Annotated in this window: 16 protein-coding genes; 11 read left to right on the top strand and 5 right to left on the bottom strand. The window is 41.4% G+C overall.

What is annotated here, in order from left to right:
• Positions 1-360 precede the first annotated feature (360 nt).
• Both IW644_RS06560 and IW644_RS06555 read left to right on the top strand, forming a co-directional pair.
• Positions 361-1,590 (top strand): serine hydrolase domain-containing protein, encoded by a 1,230-nt coding sequence (locus IW644_RS06560; protein WP_269916933.1) that lies wholly within the window; start codon positions 361-363, stop codon positions 1,588-1,590.
• Between the two features lie 220 nt (positions 1,591-1,810).
• Entirely contained in the window at positions 1,811-2,413 is a 603-nt protein-coding gene (locus IW644_RS06555; RefSeq protein ID WP_269916932.1) for a hypothetical protein, read from the top strand.
• 180 nt (positions 2,414-2,593) lie between these two features.
• On the opposite strand, the gene IW644_RS06550 is transcribed toward IW644_RS06555, so the two are convergent.
• Together IW644_RS06550 and IW644_RS06545 are read right to left on the bottom strand one after the other, a co-directional pair.
• Positions 2,594-3,139, bottom strand: a complete 546-nt coding sequence (locus tag IW644_RS06550; protein ID WP_269916931.1) for a DsrE family protein — start codon at positions 3,137-3,139, stop codon at positions 2,594-2,596.
• Positions 3,140-3,163: 24 nt separating this feature from the next.
• Positions 3,164-4,225, bottom strand: a complete 1,062-nt coding sequence (locus IW644_RS06545; RefSeq protein ID WP_269916930.1) for an L-dopachrome tautomerase-related protein — start codon at positions 4,223-4,225, stop codon at positions 3,164-3,166.
• 330 nt (positions 4,226-4,555) lie between these two features.
• Here IW644_RS06545 and IW644_RS06540 point away from each other — a divergent pair, with 330 nt between their 5' ends.
• Complete coding sequence (locus tag IW644_RS06540; RefSeq protein ID WP_269916929.1) at positions 4,556-5,152, top strand: DUF4136 domain-containing protein; 597 nt, start codon at positions 4,556-4,558, stop codon at positions 5,150-5,152.
• A gap of 124 nt (positions 5,153-5,276) precedes the next feature.
• On the opposite strand, the gene IW644_RS06535 is transcribed toward IW644_RS06540, so the two are convergent.
• Entirely contained in the window at positions 5,277-5,726 is a 450-nt protein-coding gene (locus IW644_RS06535) for a Spy/CpxP family protein refolding chaperone (protein WP_269916928.1), read from the bottom strand.
• Between the two features lie 167 nt (positions 5,727-5,893).
• Between IW644_RS06535 and IW644_RS06530 the strand changes: the two genes are divergently transcribed.
• From IW644_RS06530 to IW644_RS06495, 8 genes are all read left to right on the top strand, one after another.
• Positions 5,894-6,607: a response regulator transcription factor gene (locus IW644_RS06530; RefSeq protein WP_179984162.1), complete on the top strand. Its 714-nt coding sequence runs from the start codon at positions 5,894-5,896 to the stop codon at positions 6,605-6,607.
• A gap of 12 nt (positions 6,608-6,619) precedes the next feature.
• Positions 6,620-7,987, top strand: coding sequence for a HAMP domain-containing sensor histidine kinase (locus IW644_RS06525; RefSeq protein ID WP_269916927.1), 1,368 nt, complete (start codon positions 6,620-6,622; stop codon positions 7,985-7,987).
• 179 nt (positions 7,988-8,166) lie between these two features.
• On the top strand, positions 8,167-10,152 hold the full coding sequence (locus IW644_RS06520; RefSeq protein WP_269916926.1) for a class I adenylate cyclase: 1,986 nt from the start codon (positions 8,167-8,169) through the stop codon (positions 10,150-10,152).
• Between the two features lie 238 nt (positions 10,153-10,390).
• A complete protein-coding gene (locus IW644_RS06515) occupies positions 10,391-10,783 on the top strand; it encodes a BlaI/MecI/CopY family transcriptional regulator (protein ID WP_269916925.1) in 393 nt (130 codons plus the stop codon).
• Complete coding sequence (locus IW644_RS06510; RefSeq protein ID WP_269916924.1) at positions 10,776-12,017, top strand: M56 family metallopeptidase; 1,242 nt, start codon at positions 10,776-10,778, stop codon at positions 12,015-12,017. The genes IW644_RS06515 and IW644_RS06510 overlap by 8 nt, the downstream gene beginning before the upstream one ends.
• 180 nt (positions 12,018-12,197) lie before the next feature.
• Positions 12,198-14,132, top strand: a complete 1,935-nt coding sequence (locus IW644_RS06505; protein ID WP_269916923.1) for an LTA synthase family protein — start codon at positions 12,198-12,200, stop codon at positions 14,130-14,132.
• A 240-nt stretch (positions 14,133-14,372) separates the two neighbouring features.
• Positions 14,373-14,963 (top strand): DUF2780 domain-containing protein, encoded by a 591-nt coding sequence (locus IW644_RS06500; RefSeq protein ID WP_269916922.1) that lies wholly within the window; start codon positions 14,373-14,375, stop codon positions 14,961-14,963.
• Between the two features lie 129 nt (positions 14,964-15,092).
• Positions 15,093-18,653: a DUF748 domain-containing protein gene (locus IW644_RS06495; RefSeq protein ID WP_269916921.1), complete on the top strand. Its 3,561-nt coding sequence runs from the start codon at positions 15,093-15,095 to the stop codon at positions 18,651-18,653.
• 114 nt (positions 18,654-18,767) lie between these two features.
• On the opposite strand, the gene gloA is transcribed toward IW644_RS06495, so the two are convergent.
• Both gloA and IW644_RS06485 read right to left on the bottom strand, forming a co-directional pair.
• On the bottom strand, positions 18,768-19,316 hold the full coding sequence (gloA, locus tag IW644_RS06490) for a lactoylglutathione lyase (protein WP_269916920.1): 549 nt from the start codon (positions 19,314-19,316) through the stop codon (positions 18,768-18,770).
• 167 nt (positions 19,317-19,483) lie between these two features.
• Positions 19,484-20,146: a DUF1456 family protein gene (locus tag IW644_RS06485; protein ID WP_269916919.1), complete on the bottom strand. Its 663-nt coding sequence runs from the start codon at positions 20,144-20,146 to the stop codon at positions 19,484-19,486.
• Positions 20,147-20,168 lie beyond the last annotated feature (22 nt).

Genomic DNA, 20,168 nt, shown 5'->3' with positions numbered 1-20,168 from the left:
CCACAGCGACAATAATTTTGAAAGGTGGAGCTAACGGCCTATTCTCACTGGCAAATACTCTGAAAAAAGACGCTGGTTGAACTTTCGCTCCTTGTCTCAAAAAGCACCCTATGCTAACTGGCTGAAACGTACGTGAAGCGGTAATTAATTGAACTCAAGGCTTAAGCGGACCTTGGAAGTTACTAAGGCGAGTGTTCGCGTATTTTGTTACACCCATCGATTGAACTCCACACAATACGCGGACACTCGCATGGACCAAATTTACGATTTCTTTCATCGGGTTGGCGACCGGATAGTTTACAGATACTGGTGATCGCGTATTATTTTGATGGGACAAAAAAAGAATAACAGGGAATGTTTGTGAAAAAATTAGTAATCTCGTTAACGATATTCTTTTTTGCTATTGTCTGCGCATTTGCATTACTGCTCTCCATACAATATTCACCTACGTATGTTTTTCGTTTAGTAACAATGCATGTTGCAGATATTAACGATTATCAATTCTTCCCTAAGCGTTCGATTGAAAAGAGTAGTTCACCGTCAAAATTCCAATCGAAATCCCGAGAGCAATATATTGAGTCGCTATTTAACAGACGACTAGAAGTATCTGGTTTCAATTCTTTCGACGACTGGGCTTTGAAGTCTCAAACTACGTCTCTTATCGTCATACGTAACGACGAAATTCTCTACGAAAAATACTTTAATGGTTTTTCAAGGGAATCCTTTTTTCACTCTCAATCAATGGCTAAGTCATTTATATCGTTTTTAATTGGGGTAGCGATTGATGAAGGCGCTATCGAAAGTGTTGATGACTCAATTGTAAAATATATACCGATTTTAGCTGAGCGAGACATTAGGTTTAATAGCATCACTATTCGTCATTTATTGGAAATGAGATCAGGATTGAAATATACGACTCACTATATTCCTTTTACCAATATTCATTCACCTTGGCACGACGAGGCTGTTGGGTATTATCACAATTATATGCGAGATAGGTTGCTCAACGGTATCGAAGTTGAAAATCCCCCCGGAGAGCTTTTCGAATACAACAATTACAATACTAGTTTTCTAGGAATAATTATTGAAAATGCTACGGGTAAAACCGTATCTAATTACCTAGAAGAAAAACTATGGCAACAGATTATGGAATACGATGCATTTTTCTCACTAGACAGCAGGGAATCTGGTTTTGAATACATGCCCAGCCGTTTGATAGCTAGAGCTATTGATTACGCGAGGTTTGGTATGTTGTATCTTAATAAGGGCGAGTGGCAGGGAAAGCAGTTAATATCAGCGTCATGGGTAAAGCAAAGCCTTTCTGAAATTTCTAACTCTTCGCCGGATATGTATCCAGACTGGTTCAATAACAATAATTGTGAGAGAACATATTACAGTTTTCATTGGTGGGGTCATGTTAATTGCGATGGCACAAAGCAGTTTTTTGCAACAGGTAATCTTGGTCAAAATATTTACGTCATACCAGACTTGCAAATAGTAATAGTTCATACGGGAAATTCGTTAAAATATTACGGTGATCAGGATATGTGGCACATTGCTAAACTGTTAAGAAAAGATCTAAATAATTGAGACAAAGATAACTGAAATGTCTAAGCATTCCTCTTCAGCGGCGGCTATATGTACTTTCGGCCGTTTAATTACAAATATTTGAAAGGCAGCTTTTGGCACAACTCGGAAGTTTGCAGCCTAAACACTGGTTGTGTATTTTTATGGGAGATGAGTATTACTATGAAGTTTCAGTAATAAGCTTTTAGATTTAGACATGGCGATTTTTAAAGGAATAAGATTTTTGGATAAACGCAATAAAGTTATACATAGCAAAGAAAGTAAAACTGGTGTTGCCATTCACATTTTTGGCGTTATTTGTTTTTTTGCTGCAATGACGCTTCTTTTTACATCAACTAAATCAAACTCGCCTTCTCTATACTTATTTTTTGCGGGCTTTTTTTCGTTCTCGATTCTTCTATGGGTGATCGGCGCTTATCAGAAGCGGAAATTTTCTAAACTGGGCAAAACACCGTTAACACTGACCCCGTCAGTCTGCACAATTGGCAAGGAATTCAAAGGCTCTATTGAAATTTTACAGCCAAATTTTAATAGAGTTAAAGAGATATCAATTACTCTATGGCACCGCACAATGAGGGGGGACGACAGCCGAAAAGATATAGTTTGGGTATCCAGTGCCACAACAGAAGTCAATTATGTAGGCGGTAGAACAATCTTAGAATTCAGTTTTGTTATCCCGCATGGTAAGCAGCCGACAAACAAAGCGTTTATTTCAGAAAACAAATATTTTTGGGAGGCTAGTTTCGAGTTCGTTGAATCAATGCAAAGTATTAAAAGAACTTGGGAAATCCCAGTAAAACTAAAAAAGGCAAATCAACAGGACTAAAAATTGTGGGCCCAACGCGAACCTGTCTGGTGTAGCCCGCAACTTTAAGTCATCTGTTAATGCATTGAATGTCCTTCTCTCTAGCGCAAAGGTTATTTCAAGTGTCCTGTCTCCAATTTTAGGTTTCCGCATAAGACCATATACTCTTAACAACGCAATCCTTACGAATACCAAAAAAAACTAAAAAGGATTAATCGAATACCCCTGTTGCGCTAAGCGCGCGTGGGCAGTCATGGCTGATAGGTCCATCTTTACACCTTCTATCAAAGCGTTTTTTTCAACGCCATGGGCTGCAGCTGACTGCCCGCAAACTATAACGTCAACGCCTTGTTTCATTAGTTCAGTCAGCAGCACTTCATTACCGTTAGGTTGCCCCTTGCGCTGCTTAAAGTTCGCTGTTTTAAGCATTTCTTCTGTGGCAGAGCCATGAACTACGAGCACAAGGGAAAGGTTTTCCTGTTTCACGCCGTTAGCTACGTGCATATTGATAAACCGAGCCAGCGACTCAAACTTTCGGTTAACCTCTCCTGGTTTTGCTGCTTTGGCTACGTCAAATGCAACCTTGAATGCCTGATTTTCAGTAAAACTGATGCCTTCCACAGGCGCATGCTTTCCGAAAGAGCTAAACACTGGTCCATATTCAAAATCTGATTTAGCTGACACTTCCCCTGTCATAAAGAACGCTACTGCCAAAACAAGAGCCGCTTTGCTGTTCACTTTCGTCATAATCATTTCCATGTTACTCAAACCTTAACGCGCAGGTAGCGCTGTTTTATATACTTCGAACGTCATGTCGCTTACATCGCTGCCAGCATCTTGTATTTTGCTATTGGTATAGTAAAGCGAACCGTTATAAATACTAAATGTATCAGCCCAGTTCACCACATCGCCTTTTACAAGTGTGCGAAGGTCGAGGCTCGGTGTAAGATACTGCACCTCTTGCTTTTCTAAGTCAGCTAAATAGACGTTGCCCTCGTGATAAATCATGCCATCTGGCGCACCTGTTGTAGCGACTTTTCGCACCTTTTCAGCCAATACCTCATTTGATGCTTTCTTTATATCAGAGGTATTAATGGCATACATTGAATAACCCGACAAAGCATGGAAATATAATGTGTCGTTCAACGTATCTAACGCGATGCCGTCTGATTGAACGGTCATGTTGAAAGGCTTGCCTTCAATACTTAAAGACTCTACCTCAGCCTTTGTGGTTTCATGATTATCTAAAATACGATAGCTGGTATTGTCATCAAGGTTATAGACTACTAAGCCTGCATGTGCCGAATCCGTCATGTATATACGATTATTATTCTCGTCTACGCGTAAATCATTTATGTAAGAATCAGAGTGATATGCATCTTCGCTAAGGATTAAGGTTCCTTCGATTTCGTTTGAGGCTAAGTCAACGACAAACAAACGAGGTGCATCAACTACCCCGTTAAACTTAGGGTTTCGAGTATCTAAAACATACAGCTTGTCTTTGTGGGCAACCACTGACTGCACGGCTAAAAAGCAATTCTTCCTCACCTCGCTTTGCGCTACGCACTCGTTTGTTTCATTATTAGGATATGCCACAAACTCTCCGTTATCGGCAACCTGAGCCACAGAAAAACTTACACCATCTCGCCAATTGGGCGCGTTCACAAATACTCGCCCATCGTTACTTACCGTCACGCCAGTAATTTGTGTGCCTTTAATGTCGCCGACCAATTCAACTTGAGAATCATGTGCTTCGTGTGCTGCTGCATTAATAGAAAAAACTGCCGCTATCGCAGTTACAGTTAACGTGCGCTTAATTCGTTTAATATGCATATCCTTTACCCTTTAAGTTTTTTCTTAAAACATAGTCGCTCGCTTACCGTAGACGTTTAAGCGTGCGCTTTGGCATGCATATTGGCAACGGAGTAAGCAGCATTTGATAACAAAGCATACGGTTTAAATACCTTAGCAGAGCACAATTCGACGACGAGTGACGACAATTCAGCGAATTACGCTCAGTGAGTAAAAGGTTGGCGCTTATTGCCCCAGTTGTGTGTTAATTCAGATCTAAAACAGGGTATTCTGTCGTTAAAGTTAGAAATAGTTAAACCTATCTGCTGACTAAGTAACCTTTTTACAGCAGTAATTTGGAGAGAGTTTATTATGCGAAGTAGCACTTCAATAAGATGTGACAAAGGGTTTTGGCAACAGAAGTATGGTATTAAGTCAGCCTTATTGTCGTTGTTAAGTTTAGCGTTAGTTGTTGGGTGCGCCAGCAAACCTCAAGTCAGCGTAGATGACACACAAAACTTTGCTGACATTAAAACTTTTTATGTCCAAGCGCCACTAAACCCTATCAATGAAACTCTTGCTAACCATTTATCTTCAACCATAACCGAGCGTTTAATTACCAAAGGTTTAACGCCAACAACAGAAAACAACGCCGATGTGTCAGTAGGTTACCTTCCTTCCACTACCACAAAAGAAGATGGAACCACGTTAAATTTAGGGTTGGGTACTGGGACCTTTGGGCGCTCTGGAGGCATTTCTCTCGGCAGTATATTTAGCATACCTGTGGGTGAGCAAACCTCTTTCCAACAAGGTCTTCAAATAGATATAGTAAAAGATGGGAAGTTTATTTATAGCGCATCGGGCAGCGTTGAACTCGAGTCTAAAGACAGTATTAGTATTCAAAATAAGCTCGATGAACTAGTAACAAGTTTGCTTGAACAATATCCAGCAAGAGTTAGTCAGAACTAGCGAAACTCCTTTATCAAGGTTGAGACCCACGCTGCTCTCTTAAAACAAATGCTGACAACACTATAAAGTTCGTAAACAAAAAAGCGCCATAAAGGCGCTTTTTACTGATTAAACATGGCATAAATTAGCTATGTTGACGCTGCTTTTTGCCACGTTTCTTTTTCATATTATCGAACTTTTCAAGCTGCTCATCGGTTAGAATGTCCGCTACTTTCATGCGAAGTTCAGCACGCTTAAGAAAACGCGCTTTTACTTTTTCAGCTTTTTGCTCTGCAATCGCATTTACCTTTTCTTGATAGTCAGCGTCATCAGGGTTTAAGCCCGCTAGAGCATTCATCTTTCTGCGCTTACCTTCTTCACCCATTTCGGTTCTTTTAGTCTGACGCTCTGCTTTAAGCTCGTCTTTTAATGCTTCAAACTGCGCTATTTGCTCATCAGTTAGATCAAGTACTCTTTCCATTTTATGCAAAGGTAAGAAATCTCCACCTCTACGTTCATCTGAATTCTTACCACCTGCGTAAGCAGTGGTTGCGATACATGCACTTAATAAAACACCGGTAATTAATTTTTTCATCTTAATCTTCCTACTTGTTTTGCCATGTTTATGCATGACGTTAGAAAATAATGTTGTTTAATCAACGGAATTAAGTATGCGTGAATCAATCGATAAGTAGGGTTAAGCTAGTGTAAAGTTCGGTAAAGTTGAAAAACACTTTAATTAATAGAGGGTAATATTCGGGCATGGAAAATGACAAAATAAACGTTTTACTCGTCGACGATGACAAAGACTTATGTGCCCTACTCCAAGAGTTTTTAGAAGGGGACGGTTTTCGTGTTGATGCAATTCACAGCGGCGATGAAGCAATAGAAACACTACTCAATACCGATCAGTACGACACCGTAGTGCTAGATATTATGATGCCTGGTATGTCGGGCCTTGATGTGTTGAAATCAGTGAGAGCCGAAAAGCAAACCCCAATTCTAATGCTAACAGGCCGTGGTGATGACATAGACCGAATTGTAGGCCTTGAACTGGGTGCTGATGATTACCTTCCTAAGCCTTGTAACCCAAGAGAACTTGGCGCTCGTATCCGCGCTATCATCCGAAGAACCCAGTACTTGAAAACAACGCCTGCCGCTTCGCCAAGCGAGCTACATGGTATTCATTTAGATACCGGCGCACGCCAGGCCACCGTTAATGGGAAATCCGTTGCGTTAACGGGGGCTGAGTTCAACGCACTTAGCTACCTAATGGAGCGTGTAGGGCAAACCATTTCTAAGCAGGAGATGACGCAAGAAGTATTGAAACGTCCATTGGAAGCCTATGATAGAGCAATGGATGTTCACGTTAGCCGAATTCGTCAGAAGCTCTCAGCTGCAGGGGTTACTAACGTTATTCAATCTGTCCGCGGTGTTGGCTATCAAATGCTAACCGTACCTCAGCAAGCAGAATAGAAGGTTTGGGTAATGATAAGTAACATCAAATGGTCGGACATAAAAGCCAACTTAGGGATTAAGCGCTTGTTCTGGCGAATTTTTGTTGCTTTTTGGATAGCCAGTTTAGCGGTTATGGCGGCAACTGGCTACGTCTTAGTAAATGAATACACCTCAAGTAACTATACCAAACGTTTTTTTGACGATGCGACCAATCAGGCAGAAAGAATTGTATGGCGATACGAGCATGAAACGTTTACAAAAGGCAGAGCTAGAAACGAGATTAAAGAGTGGATTAAACGTAGAAATGGTCGAGAAAACCAGCTAATCCCCATGCTAATATCCTCGGTAGATGGCGATGCAATTTATCACTACAGAATGAATAAGGTGCCTGAGGACCAACGGGTAACACGTGAAATCTATGGCCCTTCAAACACGCAGTACATCGTTCAATTAAGACAACCGCAAACGCCGCGAATCTATAAACATGTATTAAGCCGCTTTCAGTCAGTGCAGTTTGTATTTATATTTTTAGCCTCGGCATTAGTAAGCGCCCTACTTAGTTGGAGCATTGTAAAGCCGATTAAGTATTTAGGCGCCTTTAGTCGAAAATACGCCAACGACCAAACAGCGTCGCAGGTTCCCTCTCAGCTGCTTTCTCGCGGAGACGAACTCAGTGACTTGGCAGCCGATATAAATTTCATGGTTCGTAAAACCGCTGATGCTATAGAGGCCCAGAAAAGGTTATTGCACGACGTGTCCCATGAATTGCGCGCACCACTAGCTCGGCTTCAAACGTCAGCAGCAATAATCGAACAGCATCAACCAGATAACAAACACGTTTTGCAGATACACAATGACTGCCATCGAATGGACCAACTCATTCAGCAAATTCTGAACTTTTCAACGCTAGAGCATACTCCACAGAAAGCTGAACCTTGCGATGTTATTGCGTTATGCAATCGTGTTTTGGACGATATGGCTATTAACTATCCAGGCATCCCAACTTCACTAGAATTTAGCGAGTCTCGTGAAAACGATGCAATAATAAACGGGTTTCCAGAAGCGCTGCACCAGGCGTTAGACAACATCGTAGGCAATGCATGTAAGTATTCCGACAAAGGGCAGCCGGTATCTGTAAACGTCTCTGCTGATACTGAAAATGTTGTCATTGTTGTTGAAGACAATGGCGTAGGCGTAGATAACAATGAAATTGAAAAGTTAATGCAGCCGTTTTACCGAGCGGGAAATCAGATGCATACTGAGGGTTTTGGGCTGGGTTTAACCATTGCGCTAAAAGCAGTGGAAAAGCATGGCGGAACACTTGTAATGCAAAGTCCAGAACAAAGCGGACTCAGGGTTGAAATTACGTTACCTAAGAACACGCCAAGTCAATTGTGAAACACCTTTTGGTAAAAAGAAGCTTGGACTTATCGATGGCACAATGGGTTCACTTGGTAAATGATGGCTTACTGCACAACATCGATTCCACGACCACGTTTATCTAGTTTTCAAAAATAGAGGAAGTCGACGCGAATTAGCGTTATGCTTGGCGGCATGAAGAAGTGCAGATTAACATAATGGCAACGCAGCAGCCGCTTTCCGTTCAGCAAAACCTTACCATTAGGTTATTGCGTGTATTAAGGTATAACAAAGCCCGCATCGAACGCGCGCTCACCCTCATGCCTGATAAGCACAAACCACTTTTTCATGTGCTTCCATTTCTCGTTCACGTAAATCACGAAGCGCTTCCTGGTTATATTGCGCCGCATTCGTCGGGCGAAAGCGTACCTTTTGGCATTAATAACTATTCTTTTAGGCCTGATATAGAAAAAGCGCTTTTAAGATGTTTCCCAGCTGAGAATCACCTGTTCTCTAATATTAAGCAGATCTGGCCTAGACAGCGAGCCATTGAGTCACTCGTACTCATGGGGAGCGTGGGCACTATTGCGCAAACCGATGACTCGGACTTCGATTTTTGGGTATGCATTGAAGGCAGTCGCTTTTCAGAAACTGAACTTTCCTTACTACAACAAAAGCTAACTGCTATTGAAAAATGGGCGGAACACACCTTTGGCATTGAAGTTCACTTCTTTTTGTCAGAGATTGATAAAGTAAAGGAAAATGACTTCGGTATTGCTGAAGGTGAAAGCGCCGGCTCTGCACAAGCACTGTTTCTAAAAGCAGAATTTTACAACACCAATATTGTAGTAGCTGGCAAGGCGCCCTTTTGGTGGCTTACTCCAGAAAAAACCAGCGAAAAGCAATATCATGCTATTTATAACAGTCTGGAAAAAGGCGGCTCACCAGATTTAGACTGGTTTATGGATTTAGGTCATTTAGAAAAACTTGATGCCAGTGAGCTATTTGGTGCAGCCATTTGGCAACTGGGTAAAGCAATGGACTCCCCGTTCAAGTCGGTTTTGAAAATGGCGAAGCTTGAAGTCTACTTGGCCAATATCACACATGGGCAGCCACTCTGCAATCTGCTAAAAAAACATGTTCATCGTGGAGTTGAAGCGCCGGGCCACGTCACAGACATTGACCCTTACGCATTGATGTTTGACGAACTTATTACCCACTATAAAGCCAATGGACAGCCCGAGGACATTGAGATATTGCAGCAATGCTTGTACTTAAAATGTGCATGCCCATTAAGCCAACCGCTTTTTGAGGGAGAAAAGGCAAACTTCAAACGCCGGATTTTAGCGTCCTATGCTAGACAATGGGGGTGGAGCCGAAAACAAATTCACCATTTAGACAACCAACAAGATTGGACGTTTAGTGAGCGTGTACAACTTAGTCGCCGTGTCCATAGTTTTCTTTTGAAGTGCTATCGACGTATTTCTAAAGAGCTTAGTGACCACCAGCAAGCTATGGACGAAAAGGACATGACGGTGTTGGGCAGGCGCTTAAGTACCTATTACGCAAAAAAAGAAGATAAAATAGAATTTCTTCGGCGTGCCTTCGACGAAAGCCTTTATTGCGAAAAAATCACTATCGCTATGCGCCAGCTCAAAAACGGTGATGAAGTATGGTCTGCCTATGCCGGTGATTTGTTGAGTAAATCCGGAATCACTGATGAAGCACAGAAAATATCCCAAGCGCCTAGTGCGATTGCGCTAATGGTATGGTTGGTTTCAAGTAAAATAATTGATACTCGCAGTAAAGTTTATCTAGATTATAACTATGGCGAAATAAGTGAATTAGACCTCAACGACCTTCTCAAGCACTTGTGCAAGCATTTCCCGCCTGTCAGAGTGTCGTCCCTCCCCCGCAACGACCTACTTGCACCTGAGCGTATAACCGCATGCTTCTCTATTGTGAATTTCCCAACTTTACGCCAAAAAGCCACGGTTGAAGATGTAGCAGTAATCTATAAAACGTCTTGGGGAGAAACCTTTTTAAAATTCGGCAATGATGTATTGGATACCTTATGGTACGACCTTCAGGAAGTATCTCCTAAGCCACCATGTTACGTAATGGTTCCAAGAGGAAACCAACAATCGCGTATTTTAGGCGAATTTTTAGAGTCAAACGAACTTAACTTTAACGTGCTCTACTAAAAAGAACTACACGCTTTTTCTTAACACGACGTCACGCCCATGCCCACGTGTTAGCCTATTTTTTTTGTCTCACGTTTTCAGGCACTTCCCTGCTCTAAAATACGAAAGCACTGAATATATTTCTCTTCCCTTACAAACTTGGTTTAAAAAACACACAAAAAACCTTGCGCTTTAGAATTACAAGTGTAATCTAAATATATCGACTACAACTGTAATCAATAAATTAGATATGGTCACTATGAGTAAAATGTCAGACAAACCCGAAATTTCGAACGCCGAATTTGAAGTACTAGACGTACTGTGGGACGACCACCCCGCTACATCAAGTGAAGTGGTTTCACGGTTAAACGATAAGAAAGACTGGCATGAAAAAACCGTCAAAACACTATTGGGTCGCTTGGTAAAAAAGGAAGTATTAGGCTTTGAAAAACAGCAGCGCCAGTACCTTTATTACCCACTGATTGCTCGCGAAGATTATACAAGAAAAGAAACGACAAGTTTTGTAAGTCGGCTATTCAAAGGGAAAATCGCGCCTATGGTCGCCGGGTTTGCAAATCAAAACTCGCTGTCCAAGCAAGATGTGAACGAGCTTAAAGCCCTTATAAAAGAATGGGAAGAAAATAATGATTGATTGGATTATCGCTCAACAAGGTATTTTGTCGCTCTCGCTCATTTTACTCATTGTTTCTGAGCACTTTTTCACATCTAAATTAGGTGCCTCGTTAACGTATAAGCTATGGGCGTTGATACCAGGCAGCTTGATAGTTAATAACCTTCCGCAGTCGATGGTTAGCATCCCATCAAATAGCTTTTCTCGTTATGTAGTGGGTGTTAAACCTGCAGTGAATACTGTTGCGTTCGAAACTTGGTTTACTCTTTGGGCCATAGGCGCAAGCATTATCACTGCCTATGTTTTAGTACATCATATTACAACATGGACATCGATAGGGAAGCGACGCGCAATCCACACCAATGCCTACTATTCAAGTAAAGCAGCCACCCCTATGCTGTTTGGATTCATCGCGCCAAAAGTGCTTATTCCCTTTTCATTTAAAAGCACGTTCTCAAAGCAGCAACAGACACTGGTATTGGAACATGAAAACGTTCATCGCAAACATTATGACCACCTGTGGAATACGCTAGCACTCACTATAGCCATACTATTTTGGTTTAATCCACTAGTTTGGCTTGCGCTTAAGTCTTTCAGAATAAATCAAGAGCTGGCTTGTGATGATGCTGTACTAAAAAACAAGACAGAGAAGGAAAAACTCACCTATGCAAAAGCACTTGTGCAGTGTGCCGAGCATTGTTCACGCACTATAACTTTGTACCCAACCTTTGGAGAAAAGACGACTATGATCAAACGTTTAAATGCTATAAAACAACCTATGCGCAGCAATAAAGTACTGGCAGCGAGCGTACTTTCTGTTGCAGCTTTACTGACTATTAATACCGCATTGGCTAACGTGCCACCACCACCGCCAAAAGCTGAAGCCAACATGGATAAATCAAAAGTTAATGAAGCATCACCCGTTAAACGCGTTCCACCCATCTATCCAGAAAAGGCAGAACAAAATGAACTTGAAGGCTTTGTCGTACTGTCTTTCGACATCACTGAAACAGGCGCAACAGATAATGTAAAAGTGGTTAAATCTCAGCCGGCAGGTGTGTTTGATAAAAGTGCTAAAGTGGCATTAAAACAGTGGAAATACAAACCACGTATTCAAGGTGGCAAAGGCGTCAGACAAACTGGGCTTCTCGTCCAATTAGACTATCAACTGGGCCCGAAACTCGATACAACGAATGCTGAAAAGAATGCATCTTTAGATGTAGAGCGTATAATCATTCCGCCAGAAACAAAGTAAGCAAGGCCAACAATCAGTCAGAATATTAAAAGGAGCACACCGCTCCTTTTAGTGTTTTGTTTTAAGCTGAAGTTTTCAATCCATCGTTATAAAAATCTATACTTATTATTAGTTTAATACTGTTAGCCAAATTAGTATTATTTTGACACCGCAATATGATGAAGAGTATGGAAACTCTTAATGCAAACCTCTAGAGCAACAATTTATTTATTCACGGGCTTAAGTCTAACCCCCCTAGCAATATTTAGTTTATTTGACTTTTATTTAAACAGTGACATTTATTTTCAGATCGATACTCTGGCCCTCTGTTGCTTTGTATTTTGTCTCTTAGTACTTTTTAATTATTGTAAGAGGTTTGTATTTACGGCTTTTGTAATCTGCGCATTTACAAGCTTAACAATCTTTGCTTCGGCATCCAGAGAGTATCTTGATTTTTATGGACTCTACATCAGTTACGAGTCGCTTAAGCTTTATCGAGAGCTTTTTTTAGCGATCAAAAATTTCAACAGCACACCTGCTTTAATCTTCATACTATTTATCAGTGCCATTAGCGTAGTCCTTCATAAAACGCTATTTAAAAAACTACATCGCCTTTCGTGGCAAAAGGGAGTCTTATCCTTTTTGATACCTTTTATGACTGGGTTATTTTTAATCAGCATTCACACAACACGAAACGATACTAATGAACTACTCAACTTGCCGAATAACGATAGAAAAGACGTTGAGCTTGAAAACCCACTAATGTACTTTTTTAGAAGTACACCCATAGCACTATGGCTTGTACCAGAGTCAGAGGATAGTGCCGCAGAAAACAAAGCGAAGGTAATTGCAAAAGCGCTTAGAAAAAACACGCTTGTTGCACTTCCAGAAGAGTATAGTTCGCAAAACTTTGATCAACTTATATTAAATTATCCGGGGCTCAAGCATAAAAACAGTAATGTAAACCCCTTAGCCTTTTATCCAACAACTCCATTGACGCTAAATTTACCTAACAAGAAGAATGTAATACTTGTTGTATTAGAGAGCTCTCGGTTTAAAGAATTGTCGAAAGAAATAACACCCAATCTACTTGAGATTGCAAACGAGTCTTTTTGGTTCACGAACAATTATGCCACATCTAGAGCAACGATTAAGTCTGAGCAAGCTATTTTATGTAGTTCTATAGATGGAAACCTTCTTACTCCTTTTGCACGCTCCGAAGGTGTTTATCGCGGAAAGTGTTTACCTCACATATTGAAAAAGCATGGTTACACAACGTCTTGGTTTCATGGCAACACAAAAGAATTTTACAATAGAGAAATTTTCCATCCGTCTCTGGGCTTTGACAACATTTACTCAAAAGAGTTATTTGAACGTGATGGTTATAGTGACGCGCAAGATATTGGGTGGGGTGTTCCCGACCCTATTCTGTATGATACTGCCTTAAATTATTTTGATCAGCAATCAAGTCCTTTTTTCGCTGAAATATTAACCCTTTCGAACCATCAACCATTTAATTGGGATTACAAAGAGTTTAAATTCCCACCTCATCTAAAAGAATTGGACGACGATATCTACGGTAATTATCAACGTTCTCTTTATTACGCAGATGTTGCTCTAGGAGAGTTTTGGAGCAAACTCAAACAAAAAGCATATTACCACCAATCGGTCATCGTAATAACAGGTGACCACGGGGTACCTTTTTACCCCAAAGATACCGTTTCACCTGAAGACAAATTCGAAGTTTTATTTAAAGTCCCTATGCTAATTCATGTCCCTAACTCATCGCCGCGCCAAATCGACACAACGAGAAGTCATTTAGATATCGCGCCAACTTTGCTTTCCCTTTTAAATATTAATGAGGAAAACTCTTTTCTTGGGCGCCCCCTAATTGGAAGCAAGTCTAACGATGAAAAACGACCAATATTTCTGATGAACATGGATAGCTATGGTTTTATTTACGGAGGTACAAAATGCTTTCCCAAAGCAGATATGTGTTCTAAGGGCGCGAACTGCCTTAATGAAAAACGCTTTTCATGTGCAATTGATTCCTCAGAGGATGTTAAAGCGATAGAACAATCTGCACACCTCATGAAGTATTTGAAACTCAAAACTCTAGCCGCTTTCATAGAGTAAAAGAATAACCAAATCCTTATATAGCTAAAGTTAATCTGCCTTAATAATTTGATAGATCTATTTATGCGAACTGGTAAATGCTCTTTACACTTTCTCTACAGTAATTGAAGCTTCGTTAGGATAGAATGTTAGTATTTACCAACAAACCCATGCTCGTTTTACAAAATTTAATTGGCAATATGTATATTACATAGACAATTTATCTTAGCGTTGAGGGAGCTAACAACAAGGAAACTTACTATGAACCGTTTCGCTTTAGCACCTGCTGTGCTTGCTCTTACCGTCTTTACAACAAACGCAAACGCCAATATAGACCAGCTTAAAGGCCTTTTAGGCGGTAAGAAAGCTGACTCAACTGTTACTACTAGTAGCCTAACTGAAATGGCGACAAGTGCTGCGTCTGGTATCGACTTATCTAGCTTGGTAGGCACGGTTTCTGACAATCTCAATGTATCTGAAACCCAGTCAGAAGGCGGCATTGCCTCTATTATGAACTATGTTCAAGGTAACCTTTCTAGCGGTGACTACGCGCAGCTGGCAAACAGTATTCCTGGCATTGATGGCCTACTTGAAAATGTACCGTCACTTAGCGGTGATACAGCTGCAAGTTCTAGCTCGTCACTATCAGGCTTGCTGAATAAAGCCTCTGAATATAGCTCTACACTTAAATCTGTAAATGATTTGAAGCAACAGTTTGAAGCGCTTGGCTTATCAACTGATATGATTGCCAGCTTTGCCACTCAAATTAGCTCGTACTTAAATGTAAATGCCGATGAAGAAACACAAGCACTCTTCAAATCTGGCCTGGATAATTTACTAGCAGCTCTGTAGTCTATCGAAGACGTATTGATATATGCTGTCTCGCAGAAATTAATACGCTTTAAATCTTTTTTGCAAGGTTGTATTTCTAATAGCAACCTTGCTCATCTTTTCATACTCAATTACGCAGCCTAATCGCCTATGCAATATGCAACATCTTGGTTTTCAGCGAAACCAAAGTGGTTTCGAGTTACTACCTACCTCGTCCTTTTCTATCTTACTTATGCCCTTCTTTTAGGCTTAGTAACCCCTGCGGTGCTAGAGGCAAAATTACCTCACCTAGTAAAAGAAAACACAGGTCGAAATGCCACGGTAAAAGATATTGCGATAAACCCTTTCCTATTGAAGGTAGGCATTGCTGATTTTGTCATTTATCCAGAATCCAAGCCTTCAACCATCAGTGATAGTGACGAGCAGAGTAACAATAGCAGTGAAAGCGATACCAAGAATAAGGCGTCAAATAATCGTTTTTTTAGTGTCGGTAATTTTGCTCTAGACATTGGCTTTTGGCAAACGTTGTTTACTTTCACTCCTGCAATTGAGTCTTTAACTATCAATTCGCCATATGCAAAAGTGGCACGTTTAAATACCGATAACGACACACAAACATTCAACTTTTCCGATATTCTCGCTCACATTGAAAAGCGCAGTGCTAATGAGAAAGGTGAAGAGGAAGACGCATCTGACGGGCAGTTCCCTAGAATAACATTAGGTCAATTTATACTAAGTAACGGCCAACTAGTTTTAGAAGACGAAGTTACCGATACCTTGCTTGATTACCCGGAATTGGATGTTGCACTGCAAGACCTAGATACCCATGCTGTAATTAGTGTAAATGACAATAGCCAAGCCGCGTTTAATCAATATCAGTTTGATTTGCTTACCGCCGAAAAAGGCACAGTTTCCATCAAAGGTGAGTTCCAACTTTCTCCCTTTAAAGTGGCTACAGACGTTGCGATAAGTGACGTTGCTCTGGCACCGCTATGGTCGCTATCGAAAGACTTGGTAGAAGCGAAACTGGTAGAAGGCACCGTTGACTTAAGCCTTCAGGCGCAGGCTTTTGAAGAGGGAGAGGCACTTCAGTTTTTACTGGAAAACGGTGAGTTTGCCGTCAACAACTTGGTGTTTAATTCCACTGCATTATCACCCACATCAGCACCCACATCATCAACCGCGTTATCAAGCTCGCCAGATAGCGTCAGTACCTCGAAAGAGATCCTCGCCATCCCTTCATTTGCCGTTCACGACATAAACGTAAACGGCGCAAAGCAGCAGGTAAATATTGCTAAAGTTGCGCTAGACGATGTTAGAGTGTCGGGCTTGTTTGACGAGACGGGGCTCGATTTACAACGCCTGTTTACACCTAAAAGTCTGACCGCTTCTGCTACTAAAACAAGCGCCAAAGCGAACACAAATTCGCATTCTGAGTCCGGAGTAAAGGGCAAGAGCCGTCAGCTAGAAGGTGAAATAACACCTCAGCTTAAGGAACAAACAACACCTGATACTGACAACAGATTTGATGCAGAGACCGTTTCGCCTGAATCAATGGGCGAGGAGATGCAAACAACAGCAAAAACTAAAAATGCATCACCGGGACTAGAGCAAGAGAAGACATGGAAGGTTGCGCTACAAAAGTTTGCATTCAATAACGGCACTATTGATATGCTAGAGCGCAGTGTAAGTGATGGCACTTACTATAGAATTAGTCGATTGGATATTGAAAGCGGTGAAATCACCACTGATTTCACTAAACCTATTTCTTATATCACAAGCCTGCAAGTCTCTGCCGATACCCAGGCCTTTAGTAATATATCAAAGGGTACCCTGACAAGTAGCGGAAGCCTAGTTATTGCAGAACAAACGGTTAAGGGCAAAGCAGCTATTGAGCAACTAGCACTTAATCAATTTCAGCAATATATTTCACCCTACGCCAATGTCACCCTTGAAGAGGGACTATTCAATCTAAATGTTGAATTTGACGCTGCAGTCGGTGATGAGGGAACTGAGACATTAAACGTTAAGGCAAATACAAAGGTTACTGACTTAAGTGTTCTAGATGATGCCAAAGAGCCGTTGTTGCAATGGCAGTCATTAATAGTGGACGATATTGATTTTAACCATGCCTTAAACCAGCTAAGCGTAGACAATGTTCAGTTACAGTCGCCCTTCGCTCGACTCATTATTGACGAAGCCAAGCAAACCAACGTGAGCAAGCTAGTTGTTGCTTCAAAAGAAGACAACAAAGAAGAGCGACCCGCTAAAAATAATATCGCTGGCGAACCTGACAGCATGAACGCAACAAATTCACCAGCATCTGCAACCAATGAAAAGGCGACTTCAAACGCTCAACAACTTGCTATTGCCGTGAACGCTATATCAATTGAGAACGGTAAAGCCTATTTTGCTGACCACTCATTAACACCAAAATTCGCGTCGGCCATTGAAAGCCTAAATGGCAAAGTAACAGGCATCGACTCGCGTTCAGATACGCCGGCCAATGTGGATATCACTGGAAAAATAGATAACTACGCACCGGTAAAACTGGCGGGCACCATTCACCCATTAAAAAGTGATCTAGACCTAGATTTAAACTTCTCTGTAAAAGGCGCTGAACTTACATCAGTTAACCCCTATTCTGGCACCTATATGGGCTATTACATTGACAAAGGTTTGTTGTCATTAGCGGTGCAATACAAACTCAATGGTAAAGCGCTGGAAGGTAAAAATCATGTGGTTATTGACCAGCTAACCTTAGGTAAAAAATCTAATTCTGACCAAGCGCTAAGTTTGCCGCTTGGGCTAGCTATCGCGCTGCTAGAAGATAGCAACGGCGTTATAGATTTAGGTTTAGATGTATCTGGAGATGTAGACAGCCCAGATTTTAGCTTTGGCTCTATAATCCTCAATGCTATTGGCAATATCATTACCAAGGCGGTAACCGCGCCGTTTTCGCTACTAGCAAATCTGGTTGGCAGTGACGATGAGCTCGACAGTGTTGCGTTTACGTTTGGAGAACACAAGCTAAATGCTGAAGCTAAGGAAAAGCTAAATACCCTAGCTGAGGCCTTAAAAAAACGCCCAGGACTTAGAGTGAACATTGAAGGTACGGTTAATGCGGTATCAGATTCAAGCACGCTGGCACAACGCCAGTTAAATGCCACGCTGTTCGCAAGAAGTGGGCTTGTTGATCCCACTACTACCTCCGGCAGTTCAAGTACGAACGGAAATACTTCTGCAGGTGGTGACATTGAAAATCAAAGCAACAGTGGTAGCACGCAAGATGAGCCATTAACTGGCAGCCGTATACCACTGGAAGGCCCATTAGCTGACGCCCTTTTGTCACACTATGTAGAGATGTTTACGCCCGACCTTGATCAAGAATATGAGAACATGGTGGCTCAGGTATACCCTGAGTTAGCAAGTGAAGGTCAAAGTCAAAACAGTAATGATGACTTTATTGATGCGATTAACGAAGAGGATGTGCAAAGAGCGCTGACAATTGCCCGTTACAACAAACTTCGTAATAGTATCGACATTCCTGAAAGTGAGTTAATTGAACTTGCCGACTTGCGCAGTAAAGCGGTAAAAAGCTATTTAGCCAACCAAGGGGAAGTTGAAGCAAACCGTTTATTTTTGCTAAATACCCAGCACGACTTACATACTGAAGTTAGCGGCGTTGAGTTAACCTTAGAAGCGAACTAATAAACAAAAGGGTAGCCGATTTAACTGGGCTACCCTTTTCCTCTAATACTTATTTGAAATGTCCAGCTAACTAAATGCTGCAAGCAACAGGCAAGAGCCCTGAAAATTTCTACGCTACTTTTTCAAGTGTGGCGCACAGGTTTCAGCAACGTTTGACGCGTCAAAAATCTCAATCCAGTAGCCGTCTGGATCTTTAATAAAGGCGATACCTTTCATAGAACCATCATTGAGGCCCTTTTGAAAAGGAACGTCTAGTGATTCGAATCTGGCGCAGGCTGCCTCTGCATCAGGTACATGAAAACCAATATGACCAAAGCCCTTAGGTTCGGTATTGCCGTTGTGATAGCTAACGGTTTCTGGCGTATCGCCCCAATTATGGGTTAACTCAAGCATAGCTGGGCGACCAAAAGTTTGCTGAGTACGCTTTTCAACATCGTCAGAAATATCAGAAAAATCATCTCCGGCCGCCAAAAAGTACAAACTAAATTCCATTTCTTCAAAATCTAAACGCTTAATGAGCGTCATGCCCATCACTCGTGTGTAAAAATCTAATGAGCGCTTAGGGTCAGCAATGCGCAGCATGGTTTGGTTAAACACAAAGCCTTTTGTTGCGTCGTCTTTGTCTTCATAAAGGCCATCGGCTTGTTCGAAGTGTCGGCTCATAATAGTCGTCCTTAGCGTTATAGATTGTTAAAGGCAAAGTACCTCACTTTGCCTCGAAAGAGTCATAGAATTGAGGGGAGTTTTCTTTTAAACAACCGCATTTAGTCTATTATCCTACGCGCTTTACCTCAGATGCGTTTTATACAACTGCAATCTTTTGAAGGCTTTTATTTTTTAGGGAGCTTCCCCCAAACAGAACCTGCATCATCTTTCCTTGCTGGCGACAGGTTTGCACTTGTGTTTTTACGCGTTGCTTTTGGCTTCGCTTCTTTCTGCCTGCTATCACTTTTATTGAATGCGCTTGGTTTAGTGCCAATAGCATTCGCGCTTTTCGATGCCTGGCTTGACGCTTGCCGCGTAGACTCAGGTCGATACTTTTTCACCATGCCTTGTAACAAGTTACGAACCACTTGATCACCCGCTGGTTTGTAATTGCGGTGGTCTGGCTTTCTAAAAAGTGCAGAAAGTTCACTTTTGCTAATTCTAAAGCCAGCCAGTTGAAGTACTTCAATCATATCTTCATCTTTGTAACTCATTGCTATACGAATTTTGCGAAGTACTTCGTTATTACTTAATCGCTCTTTTGGCCCAAGCTCTTTGGGTGCTTGCCCTTCTTGTCGACCTCGGTTCTTAATAATCAATCCATCAAGAAAAAGCGCGATAATCTTATCTCGACACGGCAAATAGCCATCTTCATCTTCTCGCTTCATTACGGCATGTAAATAGTCAATTTCCATATCGTAGTTAACCAATTTGAAAATGCTAATAGCAGCGGTATCGTTTATAGCTAACGCATAACGAAGGCGACGTAGAACATCGTTGTGAATCATGTAAGTAGGCCTGAAAGGTGAG

It is taken from the genome of Alteromonas sp. PRIM-21, from assembly GCF_027563165.1.
Lineage (GTDB): Bacteria > Pseudomonadota > Gammaproteobacteria > Enterobacterales > Alteromonadaceae > Alteromonas > Alteromonas macleodii_A.
The sequence above is the reverse complement of the archived record's forward strand: the minus strand, read 5'-3'. Positions and strand labels throughout refer to the sequence as shown.